We start from the raw sequence: 21,862 nt of genomic DNA, 5'->3' as shown, positions 1-21,862 counted from the left end.
ACGGCAGGTCGAGCGAGGGGGAACTCCGGGGAAACCCGCCGCGACGCGGGCCCGGGGGAACCTCTGTGGGCTGCTGACCGTCACCACGATAACGGCTGGTCGGACGGCCTCCGCACCCTCCCGGCGGCGCTACGCGCGTAGTTGAGACGGGGATCTCCTCCGGCCCGCCGCACCGGAGTTGCCCCGGCCCGCACCGGCCCACCGACGGGCAGCGGGCGGCCCGACGGACGGCCGCGGGACCATCCCGCCGGACGGCCGCCGGATCGGCCTGCGGGATCATTGGGGCGCGGAAGACCGCTCCGACCCGAGAACCTCCGAACGAGCCCCGACCGAGAAGGAATGGCTGAACCCATGAGCAGCGGCGACGACACCGGCGAGCGCAACCCCTTCGCGCCGCCGCCGGCGGATACCCCGGACCAGCCGTGGCAGCCGCGCAGCCCCTGGGCCGGCGGGGGCCAGGACGGCTCCGGCGGGCCGGCAGGCCCCGGCGGCGAGGACGGCGGACGCCCGCAGCTTCCGCCGCCGTGGGGCCCCGGCGGCGACGGCCGCCCCGGCCAGCGGCCGCCGGCCCCGCAGCCGCCCCGGCTCGACCCCGCGGACCCGGCCCACCGCAAGGCCCGCAACGCCGCGCTGGCCGGACCGTTCGCGCTGGTCTGCCTGTTCACGGGGTTCCACTGGATCGCCCTGCTGGCCGGGGCGCTCGGCATCGTCTGGGGCGTCGGCGCGCTGCGGGCCCGGCGGCCCGCCCCGGCCGCCGGCGCGCTCGCCGGGCCGGGCGGCCCGTACCCCGTCGCCCCCGCGTCGAACCCGCTCACCCCGGCCGCGCTCGCCGGGATCCTGACCGGCGCGATGACCATCGTGGTCGCCACCTCGGTGATCGGCCTCGGGTACCACTACCGCGAGTACGTCACCTGCGTCCAGGACTCGCTGACCTCCGTCGGCGCCCAGAACTGCGACCGGTACGCGCCGCAGTGGTACGTGGACTTCACCGGGAACGCCGAGTAGCCGGGCCTCCGGGACCGGTCGGGTCTCCCGGGCGGCTCAGTCGGTCCGGTCCGCGCGGGCGGCCTGATCCGTGCGGACAACCTGATCCTTAGGGCCGGGCGGGTCCCGGTCCTCGGGGCCCGGTTCGTCGGCGGTCCCGATGCCCGGTCCGGAGAGCCGCAGCACCAGGGCGTACGTACCGGCGCGCAGTTCCAGTGCGCCCCGGCGGGCCTGCCGCACGAGCCGGGCGTACACGCCCCCGCCGTCCGCCGGGCCCAGCGTGCGGTACCGGACCAGCAGCGCGCCCGGGACGGCGACCAGCGCGATCCAGCCCGCCGCCGCCGGGCCCGTCCACGGCACCGGCCCCACCCAGGCCAGCCGCTCCCCCGCCAGCGCCCCGCCGGAGAGCCAGCCCAGCACCGCCGCCCCGGCCCCGACCGACAGCGCCGCCGCCAGCGCGGCCACCGCCGTCGCGGCCGGCGGCCACGGCTCGGGCCGCTCCCCCGACCCGGCGCCCGGCAGCCGCCGGCCCGCCGCCGCCCGCCCCAGCAGCACCGCCGGCACCACCCCGGCCAGCAGCGGCAGCACCGACACCGCGAGCCGCCAGCCGCCCGGCCCGTCCGCCGGCAGCAGGGCGAACAGCGGGAACTCCGGCACCGGGCCCAGCGCCGTACCGACCGGCGACACCACCGTCCCGGCGCCCACCGCGAAGCCCGGACCCAGCGCGTACGCCGCGCCCCACAGCACCGCGTTCGGCAGCAGCACCAGCGCGAGCAGCAGCAGCCCCACCACCGCGACGGGCCCGCTCCCCAGCAGCGCCATCCCGCGCCCGCCGCCGGCCACCGCGTCCAGCACCGCCGAGCACACCACCAGCAGGCCGCCCGCCGCGACCAGCCCGGCCCCGGCCGCCAGCGCCGCGGCCCGGACCACCGGCGCGCCGTCGACCGGGCGGTACGGGGGCGGGAGGAGGTCCAGCGGGGAGTCGGCCGGCACGTCGAGGACGGTCACCGAGCGGGCCCCGGCGGCCGTCGCCAGGCCCGCGACCGACGCCACCACCAGGACGTCCAGCAGCACCCGGCTGCGGAACAGCCCGTCGCCCGCGCAGTGCAGCGCCACCCCCACGGCCACCGCGCAGTACCCCGCCCACACCGCCGCCGGGCCGCCCCAGCGCGGGCGCGGCCCGCGCCGCGCCGCCACCCCGGCGGCCGCCCGGTGGAGCCGGACCACGGCCAGGACGCCGAGCAGCAGCGGAGTGACGGTCAGCGGGGCGTCCGTCGGCCCGCGCAGCAGCGGCGCCCCGTGCCCGAGCAGCCAGAGCACCCCCGCCAACCGGGTGACAGCGGCCGCGCCGTCGTCCGCGTACGGCGTCGCGACCCAGAGCCCCAGCACCGGCAGCCCGACCGCCGCCAGACCGACCAGCGCCGTCCGCACTCCCGCCAACAGGTCGGCCAGCGCGGGGCGTCCGCCCAACACGCCGGGCGGTTCCAGGATCGGACGACCCATCAGCTGCGTCATGGGCCACATGGTGCCAAGGCGACTCGCCATGCTCCGTGAAGCGCCAAACCGCCGCCGTGTCCCAGATTATTGGCTTATGCGCATTTTCAGACCCTGCCCCCAAGCCGCCGGCGCCCCGGCCCGGAGCGTCTGATGACCACGCCACCCACCGCCGACTCCCCCACCCCGGAGCGCCACCGCAAGCCCGACCAAGCCGGGACCGACGCGGGCCGCCTGCTGCGGAAACTGACCCCCCGTGAGGCCCAGACCCTGGCCCACCTCGCGGCCGGCCACGACCTCCCCCGCACCGCCGCCGCCCTCGGGGTCACCCCGAACACCGCCCGCAGCTACCTCCAGCGCGCCCTGCGCAAACTCGGCACCCGCACCGAGGCGGAGGCCTTCGCCCTGCTGGCGGGCGCGCTGCCGCACCCCCCGGACCCCGGCCCGACCGGGCGCCCCGCGAACCCCGCCGGTCTGGACCCGGCCGCTGTCGGCCCCGGAACGGGGGCGGGGACGGGGACGGGGGCAGGCGGGGACGCGACCGGGAAGCGGCGCCGCACCCGGAGCGGGAAGCCCGCCCCGGCACCCTCCGGCGACACCCCGCGGGCCGCCGCCGACGGGCGCGCGCGGACGGCCCGGCCGACGCGGGGCGTGGACGGCGGCGCGAGCCCCGGGGCTCCGGCCGAGGATCCGCGCCAGGCCTCCACAAGAGGCGCCACCCCCGGGCGCGCGCAGGGGGCGTGCACGCCCGCGCTCCCGGCCGGAGGCGCCGCCACGGACCACGGGCCGACGGCCGCTGCCGACCCCGGCCCACCCGGCGGCGGAAGCGAGTCGGCGCCCCCTGCCGATCCCGGTCGGCACGCTGACGCCCCCGGCACCGGACAAGACCGGACGGAGAACTCCCCGTCCGCGGACCCCGGCCACGCGCCGACGGCCGCCCCGGACGCGGACGGCCGCGGCGGCGCACCGTACCGGGCCCCGGCCGCGCAGGATGCCGACGGAGGGCAGCCGGCACCCGCCCCCGTGGAGCGCGCGTCCGCCGACCCCGGGCAGGCACCGAAGGAGCACGCCGCCCCCGCCGGGCGCGGCCCCGTCAGCCCCGGCCGGGCGGCGCTGGCCGCCGCCGCGCCCTCGAGCGCGGAGGACGACCTCGACGCGGAGGCCCCGGCGGTCACCTTCGAGGAGCTCTACGAGACCGTCCACACCCGGCTGGTGCAGCAGGTGTTCCTGCTGACCGCCTGCCGGCACCGGGCGGTGCACTGCGTCCGGCGGGCGTTCGGGGAGGCGCGCCGGAGCTGGGGCGCGGTCACCGCTTCGGGGAACCCGGAGGGGTGGGTGCGGGTGCGCGCCTGCGAGCTGGCGCTGTCCCCGTGGCACCGGGGCGGGCCCCGGCGGTCGCACGCCTGGGGGCTGCCGCACCGGCGGATCAGGGTGCGGCCGGCCGACGAGTCGCAGGCGGTCCTGCCGGACCACGACCGGCTGACCGACCGGGACCGGGCGCTGCTGAAGGCGCTGAAACGGCTGTCCCGCCCCCAGCGCCGGGCGCTGGTGCTGCACGACGGCCTGGGGTTCCCGGCGGCGGCGGTCGCGGTGGAGGTGGAGTCCACGCGGGCGGCGGCCGAAGGGCGGGTGTGGGCGGCGCGGGCGGCGCTGGCGCAGTGGGTGCCGGAGCTGGTCGGGCCGGATCCGGCGGAGCCGGGCTTCGCGGACGGGCTGAGCGGGCTGCTGCACCGGGCGGCGGTGCGCGGCTGCCCGGAGCCGCACCGTGCGCCGGTGGCGGTGCTGCGGGCCCGGCACCGGCTCTGGACGGCGAGCCGGACGGGTGCGGCGGCGCTGCTGACGCTCGCGGTGGGCGGGGCGGTGCTGGCGACCCTGGCGGGGGTTCGCCCGGCGGGGCTGTTCCGGCCGTCCGCCCCACCGACGCCCGCGGCCTGTCTGCCCGCCGCTCCGCCCGCCCCCGGGGCGGAGGCGACGGACTCGGCGGACGCGGCGAACGCGGCGGGGCCGGGTGTGCCGCTGCTGCCCGGCGGGGCGCCGAACGGCATCACCAGCATCTGGTGCAGCCCGGCGCCCGGTCTGGAGGCCGTCCTGGTGGATCCGCGGCCGCAGGCTGCCGCGCGCTGGGAGCTGCCGGCGGCGGCCCGGGGCGCCGCTCCCCCGCCGCAGGGCCCGGTGGCCTGTCCGCTGTGGTCGCCGCTGCCCTGCACCACGGGGCCGAGGGAGCGCTGAGCGACCGCGGGCGCGCCGGAAACGGCGAGCGCCCCCGCCCGGTGAGGGCGGGGGCGCTCGTCACGCGCGGGGCGGGATCAGCCCTGGGCGGCGATGATCTCGCGGGCCAGGCGGGCGGTCTCGGACGGCGTCTTGCCGACCTTGACACCGGCGGCCTCGAGGGCCTCCTTCTTCGCCTGGGCGGTGCCCGAGGAGCCGGAGACGATGGCGCCGGCGTGGCCCATGGTCTTGCCCTCGGGGGCGGTGAAGCCGGCGACGTAGCCGACGACCGGCTTGGTGACGTGCTCGGCGATGAAGGCCGCGGCACGCTCCTCGGCGTCGCCACCGATCTCACCGATCATGACGATGAGCTCGGTCTCCGGGTCCTCCTGGAAGGCCTTGAGCGCGTCGATGTGGGTGGTGCCGATGACCGGGTCGCCACCGATGCCCACGGCCGAGGTGAAGCCGATGTCCCGCAGCTCGTACATGAGCTGGTAGGTCAGGGTGCCGGACTTCGAGACCAGGCCGATCTTGCCGGAGCTGGTGATGTCGGCCGGGATGATGCCGGCGTTCGACTGTCCGGGGCTGATCAGACCCGGGCAGTTCGGGCCGATGATGCGGGTCTTGTTGCCCTTGGCACCGGCGTGCGCCCAGAAGGCGGCGGTGTCGTGCACCGGGACGCCCTCGGTGATGACGATGGCCAGGCCGATCTCGGCGTCGATGGCCTCGATCGCGGCGGCCTTGGTGAAGGCCGGCGGGACGAAGAGGACCGTGACGTCGGCGCCGGTCTTCTCCATGGCCTCGGCGACGGTGCCGAAGACCGGGATCTCGGTGCCGTCGACGTCGACCGTGGTACCGGCCTTGCGCGGGTTGACGCCGCCGACGATCTGGGTGCCGGAGGCGAGCATGCGGCGGGTGTGCTTCATGCCCTCGGCGCCGGTCATGCCCTGGACGATGACCTTGCTGTCCTTGGTAAGGAAGATAGCCATGGTGTTAAGTCCCCTTCCTTACTTGTTGGCCAGCTCGGCGGCGCGGTCAGCGGCGCCGTCCATGGTGTCCACGCGCTGCACCAGCGGGTGGTTGGCGTCGTCGAGGATCTTGCGACCCAGCTCCGCGTTGTTGCCGTCCAGGCGGACGACCAGCGGCTTGGAGACGTTCTCGCCCTTGCTCTCCAGGAGCGCCAGGGCCTGCACGATGCCGTTGGCGACCGCGTCGCACGCGGTGATGCCGCCGAAGACGTTGACGAAGACCGACTTGACGTCGGGGTCGCCCAGGATGATCTCCAGGCCGTTCGCCATCACCTCGGCGGACGCGCCGCCACCGATGTCGAGGAAGTTGGCGGGCTTGACGCCGCCGTGGTTCTCACCGGCGTAGGCGACCACGTCGAGGGTGCTCATGACGAGGCCCGCGCCGTTGCCGATGATGCCGACCTGGCCGTCGAGCTTGACGTAGTTCAGGCCCTTGGCCTTGGCGGCGGCCTCCAGCGGGTTGGCCGCGGCCTTGTCCTCCAGGGCCTCGTGCTCGGGCTGGCGGAACTCGGCGTTCTCGTCCAGGGAGACCTTGCCGTCGAGCGCGATGATCTTGCCGTCACCGGACTTGATCAGCGGGTTGACCTCGACGAGGAGGGCGTCCTCCTTGATGAAGACGGTCCACAGCTTCTGCAGGACCTCGGCGACCTGGTCGGCGACCTCGGCCGGGAACTTCGCCGCGGCGACGATCTCGGCGGCCTTCTCCGGGGTGCAGCCCTCGTTGGCGTCGACCGGGATCTTGGCGAGCGCCTCGGGGTTCTGCTCGGCGACGACCTCGATCTCCACGCCGCCCTCGACGCTGGCCATGGCCAGGAAGGTGCGGTTGGTGCGGTCCAGCAGGAACGAGACGTAGTACTCGTCCTTGATGTCCGCGGTCTGGGCCAGCATCACCTTGTGAACGGTGTGGCCCTTGATGTCCATGCCGAGGATCTGCTCGGCCTTGGCGACGGCGTCCGCCGGGTCGGCGGCGAGCTTGACGCCGCCGGCCTTGCCTCGGCCGCCCACCTTCACCTGAGCCTTGACGACGGCGCGGCCGCCGAAGCGCTCCGCGATGGCGGCAGCGTCTGCGGCGGTCTCGATGACATCGCCGTCAAGCACGGGCACACCGTGCTTGGCGAAGAGGTCCCTCGCCTGGTACTCGAACAGGTCCACGTGTTTGTCCTTGTTCGTGGTCGCGGATTGTGTCTCTACGAGCGTGCCACGGCAGGATCTTCGCTGCGGGTCGTCGGGGCGGTGCGGGTACGCAGAGGTACGGCCTTGCGGCCCACACAGCCACGGGCGCTCACGTCAATCAACACGCGCGTCACGTCCGTCTGGCAGGTTATCCCCGCAGGGCCGGGCAGTTCCGCCCGGGGCCTGTCCGCCCCGGGTGAGAACCGTCACAAACAGCCCGGCGGGACGGGGTGGACGGCCGGTCCACCGATCGCGCGGATTAGCGCGTCCGGGTGAATTCCTCACGCCCCCTGGTCGGCCCCCCTGATCAGGCCCCGCGGGATCGGGCGCTTCTCGATGGCCGCCGCCATGATCTCCGGGAACGCGTCCGGGGTGCAGGCGAAGGCCGGGGCGCCGAGCGAGGCCAGGGCGGCGGCGTGCGCGTGGTCGTACGCCGGGGCCCCCTCGTCGGAGAGCGCCAGCAGGGCGATGAACTGGACGCCGGCCGCCTTCATCGCGGCGACCCGCTTGAGCATGCCGTCCCGGATGCCGCCCTCGTACAGGTCGCTGATCAGCACCACGACGGTCTCGGAGGGCCGGGTGATCCTCGACTGGCAGTAGGCGAGCGCGCGGTTGATGTCGGTGCCGCCGCCGAGCTGGGTGGCGAACAGGACGTCGACCGGGTCGGTGAGCTGCTCGGTGAGGTCGACCACCGAGGTGTCGAAGACGACCAGGCGGGTGTCCAGGGTGCGCATCGAGGAGAGCACCGCGCCGAAGACCGCCGAGTGGACGACCGAGGGCGCCATCGAGCCGGACTGGTCGACGCAGAGGATGACGTCCTTCTTCACGGCGCGCTGGGCGCGGGCGTAGCCGACCAGCCGCTCGGGGACGACGGTGCCGTGCTCGGGCAGGTAGTTCTTCAGGTTGGCCCGGATCGTGCGGTCCCAGTCGATGTCGCGGTGGCGGGGCCGGTTGACCTTGGCGCTGCGGTCGAGGGCGCCGCCGAGGGTGGCCCGGGTGCGGTCGGCGAGCCGGCGCTCCAGGTCGGCGACCACCTTGCCGACCACCGCCCGGGCGGTCTCCCGGGTGGTCTCGGGCAGCGCGTGCTTGAGCGACAGCAGGGTGCCGACCAGGTGCACGTCCGGCTCGACGGCCTCCAGCATCTCCGGCTCCAGCAGCAGCCGGTCCAGGCCGAGCCGGGAGATCGCGTCCTGCTGCATCAGCTGCACGACGGTGGACGGGAAGTACGTGCGGATGTCGCCCAGCCAGCGGGCCACCTGCGGGGCCGAGCCGCCCAGCCCGGCACTGCGGCGGCCGCCGCGGGCGGCCCGGGCGCCCTCCTCGGGGGCGCCGCGGTAGAGCGCGCCGAGGGCGCCGTCCATCGCGGCGTCGCGGCCGCGCAGGGTGCAGCCGGTGCCGTCGGCCTCACCGCCGAGCACCAGCCGCCAGCGGCGCAGCCGTTCGTCGGTCGTGGGCGCTGCCATCTCGTCCTCCTTCGCCGGGTCGGGCGTCATGGGTCGGGTGTCGTGGGTGTCGGGTGTCACGGGTGGGGTGTGCGGGCCGGGGGTCGTGGGCCGGGGGTCAGGTGTCCCGGCCGGTGGCCTGCCGGGGGATCGTCGGACGGATCCCGAGCAGCAGGGCCACCACGGGGACGGCGGCGTCGGCGCGGGCCCGGTCCAACTCGCCGGCCTCGGCCCGGACGGCCGGGAGCTCGTCGAGCGGACCGGCCGCGACCCGGCCGCCGATGGTGGTGCGCACACCCGCCTCCAGGGCGGCGAAGGTGCGGCGCAGCAGCGGCAGGACGTCGGTGAAGACCTCGTCGCCCACCCCGGTCAGCCACTCGTCCAGCAGGGCGAGCAGCCGCGGGTCGTGCAGCAGCAGGGCGCCGCCGCCGGTCAGGAAGCCCTCGACCCAACCGGCCGCGTCCGCCGGGGCGTTGGCGACGGAGAGCACCAGCCGGAGCCGGCGGCCGGCCTCCTCGGAGTCGAGCCGGCCGTCGTCCAGCAGCAGTCGCACGGCCCGGCCGCGCAGCAGCCCGGGGGCTCCGGTGGCCGGGCCGCCGGCCGGCTCGCGGCGGGCCAGCGAGCCCAGGGCGGCGGCCCAGCGGTCGGCCAGGCCGGCCAGGCCGTCGGGCTCCGGCACGGCGTCGGCGGCGGTGCCGGCGGTGGCGGCAGCGGTGTCGGCGGCGGTGCCCGGATCGGCGGCCAGCAGGCCGATCGCGCCGTGCACCTCGTCGAGGCGGCCGCGCATCGTCGCCGCGCCCTCGGCGTCCAGGCCGACGCAGGCGGGCGGCAGCCCGACGCAGATCCGCTCGGCCAGGCCCGAGGCCGCCCCGGCCAGCGCGCCGTGGTCGGTGCCGCGCACGTCGCCGTAGCGCAGCGCCCGGACCAGGGCGGGCAGCGCGCCCGCGAGGTGCGCGACGTCGGTGTCCAGGGCCGCGCAGTCGGCGAGCACCCTCATCACCGCGGGCAGGGCGCCGGACAGCCCGGCCAGCAGGCAGGTCTCCACCAGGCCGGTCAGTTCGGCGAGTTCCTCGGCGGCCCGGGCGGTGCCGACGGCCTTGTTGGCCGCCGCCTCCTCGACCGTGGTGCCCCACTGGGCGGCCTCGGCGATCCGGACCGCGAACTCGGGCTGCCAGCACAGCCGCCAGCTCTCCCGGAACGTCCCGGTCGAGTTCACCGAGGAGCGCGCGGGCACGCCCCAGTCCACGCCCAGCAGCCGCAGCCGGTGCAGCAGCCGGGAGCGGGCCGCGTCGTTCTCCTTGCGCAGGTCGAGGTCGACGTCCTTCGGCGCGGCCTCGGGCTTGAGCCGCAGCGAGCGCTGCAAGCGGGTCAGGTCGCGCTGGAGCGGCACCGCCGGTGCGGCGTCCGGGACCTCGCCGAGCGCGTCGCCGACCACCAGGCGGTCCCGGACCAGCTCCAGGGCGACGTCCGAGCCCTCGCAGAGCACCGCGCGCACGGCGTCCAGGGTCTCGGTCAGCCCGGCGAGCGGGCGGCCGCGCAGCACGGCCAGGGTCTCGGCGAGCCGGACCGCCTCGATCACGTGCGCGGAGGAGACCGGGTGGTCCTCGGCGCGCAGCAGGTCGGCGGCCCGGGTGAGCCAGCGCGGCACCGGGTCCCCGTCGGTGGTGAACAGGTGGTGGTACCAGCCGGGCGACTGCACGCCCGCGCCGTAGCCGGTGGCCTGGGAGAGCCGGCGGTGCGTCCACGGCACCCAGGTGATGTCCGTGCGCACCTTCTTCGGCAGCCCGGCGAGCAGCGCCCGGTCGTGGGCGACGGTGGGCATCCGCTCCAGCGCGGGGACGTGGAAGGCCCCGCAGACCACGGCGATCCGCAGGTGCCCGGCGCGCCGGGCGGCGCGGATCTGCTGGCGCATGTACGCCTCGCGCAGCTGGTCCCGGCGGGACTCGCCGAGGCCCTCGGCGCGCAGCGCGCCCATCGCCTCGGCGACGGCGGCGAACGGCGCCAGCGCGTCGGTGCCGGGCGCGCGGTGCTCGACCACGTCCTCCCACCAGCGCTCGGCGTCGTCGTGCCCGGCCGCCTCGGCGAGCAGCGCCAGCGGGTCGGCGACCGGGTCGGCGCCGGCCTCCTCGGCGTCGTCCTCCTCGGCGTCGCCGGCCTCACCGTCCTCGGCAGGAAGGGCGGGATCGACGGGCTCGGCGGGCGCGAAGCCGTACGCGGCGGGCAGGTCGATGAAGCGGACCGGCAGGTCGTGGTCCACGGCGTGCCGGATCGCCACCCACTCCGGGGAGAACTCGGCGTACGGCCAGAAGGCGGCCTTCGCCGGGTCGTCCACCGCGTGGGCGAGCAGCGCCACCGGCGGGACCAGGTCCTTCTCGGCCGCCAGGTGGACGATCGCGTCGGCCTCCGGCGGGCCCTCGATCAGCACCGCGTCCGGCCGCCACTGCGCCAGCGCGGCGGCCACCGCCCGGGCCGAGCCGGGGCCGTGGTGGCGGATGCCCAGCAGGGCGACCTCGGGGCTCGTCATACGGTCACCTCGCGGGCGGCGCGGTAGAAGTCCTTCCAGCCGTCGCGCTCGCGCACCACTCCTTCGACGTACTCGCGCCAGACGGCCCGGTCCGCCACCGGGTCGCGGACGACGGCGCCGAGGATGCCGGCCGTCACGTCCCCGGCCCGCAGCACGCCGTCGCCGAAGTGGGCGGCCAGCGCGAGCCCGTTGGTCACCACCGAGATCGCCTCGGCGGTGGAGAGGGTGCCGCTCGGGGTCTTGACCTTCGTCCGGCCGTCCACCGTGATCCCGGCCCGCAGCTCGCGGAAGACGGTGACCACGCGCCTGATCTCCTCTGCGCCGCCGGGCAGTTCGGGCAGGTCCAGGGAGCGGCCGAGCTGGCCGACCCGCCGGGTGACGATGTCGACCTCCTCGTCCAGCGAGCCCGGCAGCGGCAGCACCACGGTGTTGAAGCGGCGGCGCAGCGCGCTGGACAGCTCGTTGACGCCGCGGTCGCGGTCGTTGGCGGTGGCGATCACGTTGAAGCCGCGCACGGCCTGCGTCTCGGCGCCCAACTCCGGTATCGGGAGCGTCTTCTCGGACAGGATGGTGATCAGACTGTCCTGCACGTCGGCCGGGATGCGGGTGAGCTCCTCGACCCGGGCGATCTTCCCGTCGGCCATCGCCCGCATCAGCGGCGAGGGCACCAGGGCGTCCCGGCTGGGCCCGTTGGTGAGCAGCTGGGCGTAGTTCCAGCCGTAGCGGACGGCCTCCTCGGGGGTGCCGGCCGTGCCCTGCACCAGCATCGTGGAGTCGCCGCTGATCGCCGCGGCCAGGTGCTCGGACACCCAGGTCTTCGCGGTGCCCGGCACGCCGAGCAGCAGCAGCGCCCGGTCCGTCGCCAGGGTCGTCACGGCGACCTCGACGATCCGGCGCGGGCCGATGTACTTGGGGGTGATCCGGGTGCCGTCGGGCAGTTCGCCGCCGAGCAGGTACGTCGCCACGGCCCACGGCGAGAGCTTCCAGCGCTCGGGGCGCGGACGGTCGTCCTGCGCGGCCAGCGCGGCCAGTTCACCGGCGAACGCGTCCTCGGCGTGCTGCCGCAGAACGTCGGTCATGGGGGCTCCTTCGGGTCGGCCGCCGGGCACACGGGTGCCCCGGGCGGAGTGGTGATCGGGGGGAGCCAGGTCGGCGTCCCGGCCTGTGGAACCAACCCTGCACCGAGCCACTGACAACCCGCCGGGGGCTGCGGACGGGCCGTCAGCCACTGTCAGTGCCGCCGCCTACGGTCGGTCGCATGGAGGAACGCTGGAGCACCGAACACGTCCTGTCCCTGGCACCTGACGCCGCCTCGCAGAAGGCCGCGGGCAAGCTCTCCGCGCCCGCGCCGTGGTCCGGCACCGGCACCGACGGCACCGCGCTCTGGGGCGAGTGCAAGGGCAGCGGCCGCACGCCGTACCGCACCGCGATCGAACTCGCCACGCCCGCCTACCAGTGCACCTGCCCCAGCCGGAAGTTCCCGTGCAAGCACGCGCTCGGGCTCCTCCTGCTGTGGAGCGGCACCCCGGCGGCCGTCCCGGCCGGCGAGCCCGCCGACTGGGTCTCCGAGTGGCTCGCCTCCCGCCAGGAGCGCGCCGAGAAGCGCGCGGAGAAGAAGGAGGAGAACCCGGAGGCCACCCGGCGCCGGCTCGAGAAGCGCGGCGCCAAGGTCGCGGTCGGCGCCGCCGAGCTGCGGCTGCGGCTGGCCGACCGGGTCCGGCACGGCCTGGCCGACCAGTCCACCGCCGGCCCCTGGGAGGAGGTCGCCGCCCGGATGGTCGACGCACAGGCCCCCGGCCTGGCCGCCCGGGTCCGCGAACTGGACGCTCTGCCGCAGGAGCGGCTGCTGGAGGGGTACGCCATGCTGCACCTGCTCGCCACCGCCGCCACCCGGATGGACGAACTGCCGGCCGAACTGGCCGCCACCGTCCGCACCCGGGTCGGCTTCCCCGCTGACCCCGGCGCGGCCGGCCCCACCGTCCGCGACCGCTGGCTGGTCCTCGGCACCCGGGACACCACGGACGAGCGGCTCACCACCCGCCGGGTCTGGCTGCGCGGCGCCAAGACCGGCCGCCCGGCCCTGCTGCTCTCCTTCGGCCACCAGGGCCAGGCCCCCGCCCTCGCCCTACCCACCGGCCGCCTGGTCGAGGCCGACCTCGCCTACTTCCCCGCCGCCCACCCGCTGCGCGCCGACCTCCGCGAGCGCTACGGCGCCCCCGAGCCGGGCCCCGCCGGCCCGCCCGCCGGGCTCACCGTCGCCGAGGCGGTGGCCGGCTACGGCACCGCCGTCGCCGACGACCCGTGGCTGGAGAGCCGGCCCACCGTGCTCGGCGACGTCGTCCCGGTCCGCACCCCGGACGGCTGGTTCCTGACGGACGGCCACCACACCGTGCCGGTCCGCGCCTCGGCCGTCCCGGAGGCCGCGCTGTGGCGGCTGGCCGCGGTCTCCACCGGCCGCCCGCTGACGGTCTTCGGCGAGTACGGCCACCAGGGCTTCGCCCCGGTCACGGCCTGGGCCGCCGACCAGCGCCCGGTCGGCCTCACCAACCTTTAGGGCGTGTCTTGTGGATCCCTGCCGGGCGCGCGACGCTCCCCCAGCCTTCGGCCGGGAGGTACCCCCAGGGCACAAACGCACCTCGCCGCGTTGTCGTCGGTCGCCAATGGCCCCCAGCCTTCGGCCGGGAGGTGCCCCCACCGCAGTGGCTCCCTCCTCCGCCTTGCGATGCACGCACCCCAACGCCGCGCCCTGATCCGACAAAACCCACAAGACACGCCCAGGAGCACCAGGAATGACGATCACCCAGGACCCGTGGGAGACCCTGCACACCAGCGCCCTGCTCGGCACCGACCGCCGTCCGCTCCCGGCCACCGCCCTGCCGCTCGCCGACGCCGTGGACCAGGGCGATCCGGCCACCGCCCTGCTGGAGCTGGCCGCGCTGGCCGCCGTCCGCCGCCGGGCCGGCGCGCTGCCCGTACCGGCCGACGGGCCGCCCGGCCCGCCCGCGGCCGAGGACACCCGCCCGGAGCTGCCCGAGCCGGCCGCCCGCCGGCTGGCCGTCCTGCTCTCGGGGCGCACCGGCGGCGGCACCGGCGCCGGCGGCACCCTGGCCAACCTGTCCGAGCTGCTGCCGCAGTGGCTCGCCACCGCCCGGGCGAGCGGCCTGCGCCCGCCCGCCGCGCTGATACCCGGCCTGCTCGACGCCGCCCGCGCCCGCAGCGAACTGCGCTCCGACGCCGTGGCGTTGGCCGGTCCGCCGGGCCGCTGGCTGGCCGAGCAGAACCCCGACTGGCGGTTCGTGCTGCGCACCACCGCCCCCGAGCCGCCGCAGCGGCCCACCGACGACCGGCTCTGGCACGAGGGCCTGTTCGCCGAACGGGTCACCCACCTCACGCAGCTGCGCCGCCGCGATCCCGCGGCCGGCCTGGAGCTGCTGCGCGGCACCTGGTCCACCGAGCGCGCCGAGGACCGCCTGCTCTTCCTGGACGCCCTCCAGGACGGCCTCTCCCCCGCCGACGAACCGTTCCTGGAGGCCGCCCTCGGCGACCGCAGCAAGAACGTCCGGGCCACCGCCGCCGAGCTGCTCTCCACCCTGCCCGGCTCCGCGCTGGCCCGCCGGATGGCCGAGCGGGCGCGGGCCGCCGTCCGGCTCGCCGACACCGGCACGCACCTGCTGGTCACCCCGCCCACCGCGTGCGACGCGCAGATGCAGCGCGACGGGATCGCCCCCAAATCGCCCACCGGGCGCGGTGAACGGGCCTGGTGGTTCGGCGAGTTGGTGGCCGCCGCACCGCTGTCGCTGTGGCCGGAGAGCACCGGGCTGACGCCCGGGCAGCTACTCGCCCTGCGGGTCGGCGACAGCATCGACGAGACCAGCAGCAGCTGGGCCGACGACCTGCGGGAGGCCTGGGCGCGGGCCGCCGTCCGCCAGCAGGACGCCGACTGGGCCCGGGCGCTGCTCGGCCCGGCCCCGGTCCCGTCCGGGCGCGGCGCCCGGACCCGCGCGCTGCGCACCACCGGCGCCCCGGCCAAGCTGCTGGCCGTCCTCCCGGCGGAGGAGCGGGCGGTCTGGACGGCCGCGTTCATCACGGTGCACGGGCTGGGCGAGGCCTTCCAGCTGCTCGGCGCCTGCGCCACCCCGTGGACGCCGCCGCTGTCCACCGCCGTGGTGACCGCCCTGGCCCGCGCGGCGGCCTCCGGGGCGTACCCGTGGAGCCACAGCGGGGTGCTCGGGATGACGGAGCGCGCGCTCGCCCCGGAGACGGCCGCCGCGGTGGAGGAGCTGGCCGCCGGGGCCGCCCCGGACTCCGCGTGGTCCGAGACCTTCTCCCGGCTGGCCGGCACCCTGCGCTTCCGGGCGGCGATGCTCGCGGAGCTGGCGGGCTGAGGGCGGGCCGGGCCCGCGGTACGCCTCCGGAGACGATGGAGACGACGGAGACGACGGAGACGACGGAGACGACGGAGCGGGCCGGCCCCCGGGAGGGCCGGCCCGCTCGACGCGCCGTGGCTCAGCCGGCCCGCAGGTTCGACTCGACCCAGGCGACCACGTCCCGGGTCGGCGTGCCCGGGGTGAAGATGTCCGCGACGCCCAGCGCCTTGAGCTCGGCGATGTCCTCGTCCGGGATGATCCCCCCGCAGAAGACCTTGATGTCCTCCGCGTCGCGCTCCTTCAGCAGCTCCAGCACCCGGGCGCACAGCGTCATGTGGGCACCGGAGAGGATCGACAGCCCGATGCCGTCCGCGTCCTCCTGGATCGCGGTGTCGACGACCTGCTCGGGCGTCTGGTGCAGTCCGGTGTAGATGACCTCCATACCGGCGTCGCGCAGGGCTCGCGCGATGACCTTGGCACCACGGTCGTGACCGTCGAGCCCGGGCTTGGCGACCACCACACGGATCGGCCCCGACACACTCATGACTGCCTCCTGGACCTCGTCGTCCACCATCCGACCGGGCCTCGTGGGCCGCCGGCGCGGTTAACGGTCGATAACCAACCTGAGGGGAGGTTAGCGCCACCCGGCACGGTTGACCGCGCCGCCCCCGAAGAGGAGGGCAAAGTCACAGCTCCGGGCCTTGCTACCAGCGGGTATACCCGTCCTTCCCGCAACCTCCGCACAGACCCCCCGGCCGACCCCTTGACATCCGGAGGTTTTTCCGGGGCGTCGTCCTTGGGACTACAGTCACGGCTGCCCTTGGGACTACAGTCACGGCTGTTCTCCCCTCGTCCGACGACGCCCGAGGCCCACCGAGGAGGCAGCCCCCGATGGCTCCCGATGCAGCCGCCCGTCCGACCCGCGCGGAGCTGCGCCTCGCCGCCCGCGAGCAGTCCCGTGCCCAGCGCCGCGGCGCCGCCAAGGCGGCCACCCGGACGGCCCTGTTCCGGGTCGCGCTGCCGTCGGTGGCCGCGCTCGGGGTGGCCGCCGCCGCGGCGGTCACCGTGCAGGGGGAGGCCGACCAGCAGCGCGCCCAGGCCGCCGGACGGACGCCGCAGGCCACGGCGCCGGACACCGCGGCCGCGCACGCGGCGACCCAGGCGCTCGCGGCCGGCGCGCCGGCCCAGGCCTCGCGCGGCGACGCCCGCCAGCCGCTGGCCGGCGCCCAGCCCACCGAGGCCCCCACCGCGCAGCCCACCGCCGAGCCGGCCCCCGAACCGGTGAAGCCCACGGTGGTCATGCCGGTCGCCCGGCACGGCCTCGGTGAACTGTTCGGCGAGGCCGGCACCCACTGGGCCAACCGGCACACCGGCATCGACTTCCCGGTGGACGGCGGCTCCGAGGTCTACGCCGTGACCGACGGCACGATCCGCACCCAGTGGAACCCGTTCTACGGCTACATGACGATCCTCAAGATGCCCGACGGCACCGAGGCCTGGTACTGCCACCTGCGGGCGTACAAGGTGCGCAAGGGCCCGGTGAAGCAGGGCGACGTGATCGCCTTCGTCGGCAGCAGCGGCAACAGCACCGGCCCGCACCTGCACTTCGAGATCCGGCCGCAGGGCAACGGGCCGATCGACCCGCTGCCCTGGCTCCTCTCGAACGGGCTGGACCCGCGCTAGCGGGTCGGAGCGGCTCCGCGGAGCAGAGCCGCTCCGCCGCTCAGAGCTTCTCCACCGGCGCGTAGCGCAGCAGCAGCTGCTTGCGCCCGTCGGTGCCGAAGTCGACGGTGGCCTGCGCCCGGTCGCCGACGCCCGTGACGGCCACCACCGTGCCCAGCCCGAAGCTGTCGTGGGTGACCCGGTCGCCGACCGCGAGCGAGACCGCCTCGCGCTCCACCAGCTGGCCGCCGCGCCGCGCCGACTGCCCCCAGCCGGCCTTCGGCTTGGCCGCCGCGGCCGACGAGGAGGAACGCGAACTCCCGCCCCCGGACGAGGACTTGCCCCAGGACGAGCCCGAGGAGTAGCCGCGCTGGACCGGCGCCTGGGCCGCCCCGGTGCGCTTCCACTCCACCAGCGTCTCCGGGATCTCCTCCAGGAACCGCGAGGCCGGGTTGTAGGCCGGCTGCCCCCAGGCGCTGCGCAGCACCGAGCGGGTCAGGTACAGCCGCTCGCGGGCCCGGGTGAGCCCGACGTACGCGAGCCGGCGCTCCTCCTCCAGCTCCTTGACCTGGTTGAGCGCCCGCATGTGCGGGAAGATCCCGTCCTCCATGCCGGTCAGGAAGACGACGGGGAACTCCAGGCCCTTGGCGGTGTGCAGGGTCATCATCGTGATGACGCCCTGCCCGTCCTCGTCGTCGTCCGGGATCTGGTCCGAGTCGGCGACCAGCGCGACCCGCTCCAGGAAGTCGGCCAGCGAGCCGACCGGCGGCGTGCCCTCCTCGTCGGCGTCCGGCCGCTCGCCCGGGTCCTGCTCGTACTCCAGGGCGACGGAGGCGAGCTCCTGGAGGTTCTCCACCCGGGTCTCGTCCTGCGGGTCGGTGGAGGCCTGGAGCTCGGCCAGGTAGCCGGTCTCCTCCAGGACGGCCTCCAGCACCGCCGCCGGGCCCGCGCCCGACTCGACCACCTGGCGCAGTCCGGCCATCAGGGTGTTGAACTTCTTGACGGCGTTGGCCGAGCGCGCGGCCATCCCGTACGCCTCGTCGACCCGCACCAGCGCCTGGGCGAAGGAGATCCGCTCCCGCGAGGCCAGCGCGTCGATCATCGCCTCGGCCCGCTCGCCGATGCCGCGCTTGGGCACGTTGAGGATCCGGCGCAGCGGCACGGTGTCCTCCGGGTTGGAGAGCACCCGCAGGTACGCCAGGACGTCCCGGACCTCCTTGCGCTCGTAGAAGCGCACCCCGCCGACGACCTTGTACGGCAGGCCGACCCGGATGAACACCTCCTCGAACACGCGGGACTGGGCGTTGGTCCGGTAGAAGATCGCGACGTCGCCGGGCTTGGCCTCGCCCTTGTCGGTGAGCCGGTCGATCTCGTCGGCGATGAACTGGGCCTCGCCGTGCTCGTCGTCCGCGACGTAGCCGACGACCTTCTCGCCGTGGTCCCCGGCCGTCCACAGCTTCTTCTCGCGGCGGTTGGCGTTGCGCTCGATGACGGCGTTGGCGGCGCTCAGGATGGTCTGGGTGGAGCGGTAGTTCTGCTCCAGCAGGATCGTGGTCGCGTTCGGGTAGTCCTCCTCGAACTGGAGGATGTTGCGGATGGTCGCGCCGCGGAAGGCGTAGATCGACTGGTCCGCGTCACCGACCACGCACAGCTCGGCCGGCGGCACCTCGGCCAGCCGCCCGGCCGCCGGGTTCACCAGCTCCCCGTCCACGGTGCGCCTGGGCGCGGCGGCGACGGATCCTCCGCTGAGCTCCCGGACCAGCATGTACTGGGCGTGGTTGGTGTCCTGGTACTCGTCGACCAGGATGTGCCGGAACCGGCGCCGGTAGTGCTCGGCGACGTCGGGGAAGGCCTGCAGCAGGTTCACCGTCGTCATGATGATGTCGTCGAAGTCCAGCGCGTTGGCCTCGCGCAGCCGCCGCTGGTAGAGCGCGTACGCCTCGGCGAGCTTCTTCTCCATCGGGTTGGCGGCCTGGTCGGCGAAGGTCTCCTCGTCGATCAGCTCGTTCTTGAGGTTGCTGACCTTCGCCGTGAACGACTTCGGCGGGTACTGCTTCGGGTCCAGGTCGAGGTCGCGGCAGACCAGCGACATCAGCCGCTGCGAGTCGGCCGAGTCGTAGATCGAGAAGCTGGAGGTGAAGCCCAGCTGCTTGGACTCGCGGCGCAGGATGCGCACGCAGGCGCTGTGGAAGGTGGAGACCCACATCGCCCGGGCGCGCGGGCCGACCAGCGCCTCGACGCGCTCGCGCATCTCGCCGGCCGCCTTGTTGGTGAAGGTGATCGCCAGGATCTCCCCCGGCTGCACCCCGCGGGCGCCCAGCAGGTGGGCGATCCGGTGGGTCAGCACCCGGGTCTTGCCCGAGCCGGCGCCGGCCACGATCAGCAGCGGCGAGCCCGCGTGCAGCACCGCCTCGCGCTGCGGGTCGTTCATCCCCTCCAGCAGCTGCGCCGGGTCCACCACCGTCCGCGCGGCACCGTTGCGGTACCAGGCGTCCCGCTCCGCCTCGGCGGCGTGGTCGGTCTGGAACAGGCCGTCCGGGATGGCCTCCTCGTACGCGTCGTACGGGGCCTCCTCCTCGTACGGCGGGGGCTCCTCACCGATGGCGTCGACGGGCGCGTCGGGCTGCTTCGACCCGGCGGCGGGTGCCTCGAAACCGGGGAGCGGAAGGTCGTCAAAGAGGCTACTCATGGCACATCGAGTCTATGGCCACCCACCGACAAGCCCGCCCGCCCCGGACGATCCGGGGCGGGCGGGCTCCGTGGCGGCGCCCCAGGACGCCGGGGTGCCTCAGACCAGGCGGCGGGCGGTGGCCCAGCGGGTCAGCTCGTGGCGGTTGCTGAGCTGGAGCTTGCGCAGGACGGCGGAGACGTGGCTCTCGACCGTCTTCACCGAGATGAAGAGCTGCTTGGCGATCTCCTTGTAGGCGTAGCCGCGGGCGATCAGCCGCAGGACCTCGCGCTCGCGCTGGGTGAGCCGGTCCAGGTCCTCGTCCACCGGCGGGGTGTCGGTGGCGGCGAAGGCGTCCAGCACGAAGCCGGCCAGCCGGGGCGAGAACACCGCGTCGCCGTCGGCGATCCGGAAGATCGCGTTCACCAGGTCGGTGCCGGTGATGGTCTTGGTGACGTAGCCGCGCGCGCCGCCGCGGATGACGCCGATGACGTCGTCGGCGGCGTCCGACACCGACAGCGCCAGGAACTTCACCCCGCCCTGCTCGCCCATCACCCCGACCGAGCGGCGCAGCACCTCGACGCCGCCGCCGCCCGGCAGGTGGACGTCGAGCAGCACCACGTCCGGCCTGGTCTCGGCGACCACCCGGACCGCCGAGTCCACGTCGTCGGCCTCGCCGACCACGTCGATGCCGGTCACCTCGGTGCGGCCGATCTCGGCCCTGACCCCCGTCCGGAACATCCGGTGGTCGTCCACCAGCACGACCCGGGCCGTGCGCTCCGGAGCTGCCTCAGTCATTCGTTCTCTCCATCTCCAGCTCGACCTCGGTGCCGCCGCCCGCCGCCGGCCGCACCCGTGCGGTGCCGCCGTTGCGCTTCATCCGGCCGATGATCGACTCCCGTACGCCCATCCGGTCCTCGGGCACCGTGTCGGGGTCGAAGCCGGGGCCGTGGTCGCGGACGAACACCGACACCGTCCTCCCCTCGACCTCGGCGTAGACCTGGACCGGTCCCCCGCCACCGTACTTGGCCGCGTTGACGGTCGCCTCCCTCGCGGCCTGCATCTGGGCCGCGATCCGCTCGTCCATCGGGCAGTCGCCGACGATCACCAGCTCGACCGGGACGCCGTGCCGGTCCTCGACCTCGGCGACGGCGGCCCGCAGGCTCTCCGCCATGGTGTCCGGCGCGGCCTCGGCGGCGGCCTCCGGGCGGTACAGCCACAGCCGCAGCTCGCGCTCCTGCGAGCGGGCCAGCCGCAGCACCTCCTTGGGGTCCTCGGCCCGGCGCTGGATCAGGGTCAGGGTGTGCAGCACGGAGTCGTGGATGTGCGCGGCGATCTCGGCGCGCTCCTGGGCCCGGATGCGGGCGGTGCGCTCGGCCCCGAGGTCCTGCCAGAGCCGCAGGCCGTACGGGCCGAGCAGCACCAGCACACCGGCCAGCACGGCGAGCGAGGCCTCGATCACCGAGGCGAGCGTGGAGCCGCTGCCCTGCATGGCGAGCAGCGCGATGGTGCCCGCGACGGCGAGCAGCACGCCGGTGCCGACCCGGGTGTAGGCGCCGCGCCGCTTCTCGCCCTCCTCGATGCCGAACCAGCGCTGCCAGCGCGAGTCGTCGGCCTGCCGCCAGACCAGCGCCACGCCGACGCCGATCGCCAGCAGCGGCCAGGTGTACGGCTTGGCGGTCTGCCAGCCGAGCACGTTGAGCAGGGCGATCACGCCGACCACCGTCATCACCAGGGCGGCGAGCTGGCCGAGGCCGCCCTGCCCGGCCTTGCCGGCCGACTCGGCCTCCTCCCCCTCCGCCGGGGCGCCCACCGGCTCGCCCTGCAGGGTGAGCTGGAGCAGCCGGCGCATCCGGCCCACCCAGCCGCCGGCCTGGCCGGCCTTGCTCAGCAGGCCGCCCTGCACCCCCGGCGAGGCCGGGACGAACGCCCCGTTGAAGTACACCCACTGGGCGCCGGCGCGCTGCGAGGGCTCGCCGATGCCGATCGGCACCACGAACCAGAAGGCGGCGTACAGCAGCGCGCCGATCCCCTGCGCGAAGAACAGCACGACGAAGGCGATCCGCACCCACCGCACCGGCAGCCCGAGGTGCACCGCCAGGCCGTGCGCGACGCCGCCCAGCATCCGTCCCTGCGGGCTGCGGTAGAGCCGGCGGTAGGGCGGCCGCCCGTCGTCGGGCGCGCTCGGGTCGGCGCCGGCCGACGACGCGGTGTCGGGGGCGATGGATCGGGGATCGGTACCGGGGGCTGCCACGCCACCGATGGTTCCACGCGGGCACCCGCGGGCGCATCAGGGTGTGTCCCCATCCCGT

At 75.6% G+C, this 21,862-nt stretch carries 15 protein-coding genes; 5 read left to right on the top strand and 10 right to left on the bottom strand.

Annotation, left to right across the window (positions count from 1 at the left end; translation table 11 throughout):
• Window positions 1-351 precede the first annotated feature (351 nt).
• A complete protein-coding gene (locus ACFCY1_RS35360) occupies window positions 352-1,005 on the top strand; it encodes a hypothetical protein (RefSeq protein WP_074003927.1) in 654 nt (217 codons plus the stop codon).
• Between the two features lie 36 nt (window positions 1,006-1,041).
• On the opposite strand, the gene ACFCY1_RS35355 is transcribed toward ACFCY1_RS35360, so the two are convergent.
• On the bottom strand, window positions 1,042-2,499 hold the full coding sequence (locus tag ACFCY1_RS35355) for a DUF6350 family protein (RefSeq protein WP_375877220.1): 1,458 nt from the start codon (window positions 2,497-2,499) through the stop codon (window positions 1,042-1,044).
• A 132-nt stretch (window positions 2,500-2,631) separates the two neighbouring features.
• Here ACFCY1_RS35355 and ACFCY1_RS35350 point away from each other — a divergent pair, with 132 nt between their 5' ends.
• Window positions 2,632-4,707, top strand: coding sequence for a sigma factor-like helix-turn-helix DNA-binding protein (locus ACFCY1_RS35350; protein ID WP_375877219.1), 2,076 nt, complete (start codon window positions 2,632-2,634; stop codon window positions 4,705-4,707).
• A gap of 77 nt (window positions 4,708-4,784) precedes the next feature.
• Here ACFCY1_RS35350 and sucD read toward each other — a convergent pair whose 3' ends face one another.
• From sucD to ACFCY1_RS35325, 5 genes are all read right to left on the bottom strand, one after another.
• The gene (gene sucD, locus ACFCY1_RS35345) at window positions 4,785-5,675 is read right to left on the bottom strand and encodes a succinate--CoA ligase subunit alpha (RefSeq protein ID WP_074003930.1); all 891 of its coding nucleotides are present in this window, start codon (window positions 5,673-5,675) and stop codon (window positions 4,785-4,787) included.
• An 18-nt stretch (window positions 5,676-5,693) separates the two neighbouring features.
• Entirely contained in the window at window positions 5,694-6,866 is a 1,173-nt protein-coding gene (gene sucC / locus ACFCY1_RS35340) for an ADP-forming succinate--CoA ligase subunit beta (protein WP_049659288.1), read from the bottom strand.
• A 302-nt stretch (window positions 6,867-7,168) separates the two neighbouring features.
• The gene (locus ACFCY1_RS35335) at window positions 7,169-8,350 is read right to left on the bottom strand and encodes a VWA domain-containing protein (protein WP_049659290.1); all 1,182 of its coding nucleotides are present in this window, start codon (window positions 8,348-8,350) and stop codon (window positions 7,169-7,171) included.
• Between the two features lie 97 nt (window positions 8,351-8,447).
• Window positions 8,448-10,853, bottom strand: coding sequence for a DUF5682 family protein (locus tag ACFCY1_RS35330; protein WP_375877218.1), 2,406 nt, complete (start codon window positions 10,851-10,853; stop codon window positions 8,448-8,450).
• Complete coding sequence (locus tag ACFCY1_RS35325; protein ID WP_049659200.1) at window positions 10,850-11,932, bottom strand: AAA family ATPase; 1,083 nt, start codon at window positions 11,930-11,932, stop codon at window positions 10,850-10,852. The genes ACFCY1_RS35330 and ACFCY1_RS35325 overlap by 4 nt, the downstream gene beginning before the upstream one ends.
• Window positions 11,933-12,111: 179 nt before the next feature.
• Between ACFCY1_RS35325 and ACFCY1_RS35320 the strand changes: the two genes are divergently transcribed.
• Window positions 12,112-13,407, top strand: a complete 1,296-nt coding sequence (locus ACFCY1_RS35320) for an SWIM zinc finger family protein (protein ID WP_375877217.1) — start codon at window positions 12,112-12,114, stop codon at window positions 13,405-13,407.
• A gap of 235 nt (window positions 13,408-13,642) precedes the next feature.
• Window positions 13,643-15,238, top strand: a complete 1,596-nt coding sequence (locus tag ACFCY1_RS35315; protein WP_375877216.1) for a DUF5691 domain-containing protein — start codon at window positions 13,643-13,645, stop codon at window positions 15,236-15,238.
• A gap of 121 nt (window positions 15,239-15,359) precedes the next feature.
• Here the strand turns inward: ACFCY1_RS35315 and ACFCY1_RS35310 are convergent, their stop codons facing one another.
• Window positions 15,360-15,764, bottom strand: coding sequence for a cobalamin B12-binding domain-containing protein (locus ACFCY1_RS35310; protein WP_049660544.1), 405 nt, complete (start codon window positions 15,762-15,764; stop codon window positions 15,360-15,362).
• A gap of 347 nt (window positions 15,765-16,111) precedes the next feature.
• Between ACFCY1_RS35310 and ACFCY1_RS35305 the strand changes: the two genes are divergently transcribed.
• Entirely contained in the window at window positions 16,112-16,903 is a 792-nt protein-coding gene (locus ACFCY1_RS35305) for a M23 family metallopeptidase (RefSeq protein ID WP_074003933.1), read from the top strand.
• A gap of 40 nt (window positions 16,904-16,943) precedes the next feature.
• On the opposite strand, the gene pcrA is transcribed toward ACFCY1_RS35305, so the two are convergent.
• From pcrA to ACFCY1_RS35290, 3 genes are all read right to left on the bottom strand, one after another.
• Window positions 16,944-19,571: a DNA helicase PcrA gene (pcrA, locus tag ACFCY1_RS35300; protein ID WP_049658374.1), complete on the bottom strand. Its 2,628-nt coding sequence runs from the start codon at window positions 19,569-19,571 to the stop codon at window positions 16,944-16,946.
• A 99-nt stretch (window positions 19,572-19,670) separates the two neighbouring features.
• Window positions 19,671-20,348 carry a response regulator transcription factor gene (locus ACFCY1_RS35295; RefSeq protein ID WP_049658372.1) on the bottom strand — a complete coding sequence of 226 codons (678 nt, stop codon included), beginning with the start codon at window positions 20,346-20,348 and terminating at the stop codon, window positions 19,671-19,673.
• On the bottom strand, window positions 20,341-21,804 hold the full coding sequence (locus ACFCY1_RS35290; RefSeq protein ID WP_375877215.1) for a PspC domain-containing protein: 1,464 nt from the start codon (window positions 21,802-21,804) through the stop codon (window positions 20,341-20,343). The genes ACFCY1_RS35295 and ACFCY1_RS35290 overlap by 8 nt, the downstream gene beginning before the upstream one ends.
• Window positions 21,805-21,862: the final 58 nt, after the last annotated feature.

Source organism: Kitasatospora sp. NPDC056273, assembly GCF_042268845.1.
Taxonomy (GTDB): Bacteria; Actinomycetota; Actinomycetes; order Streptomycetales; family Streptomycetaceae; genus Kitasatospora.
The sequence above is the reverse complement of the archived record's forward strand: the minus strand, read 5'-3'. Positions and strand labels throughout refer to the sequence as shown.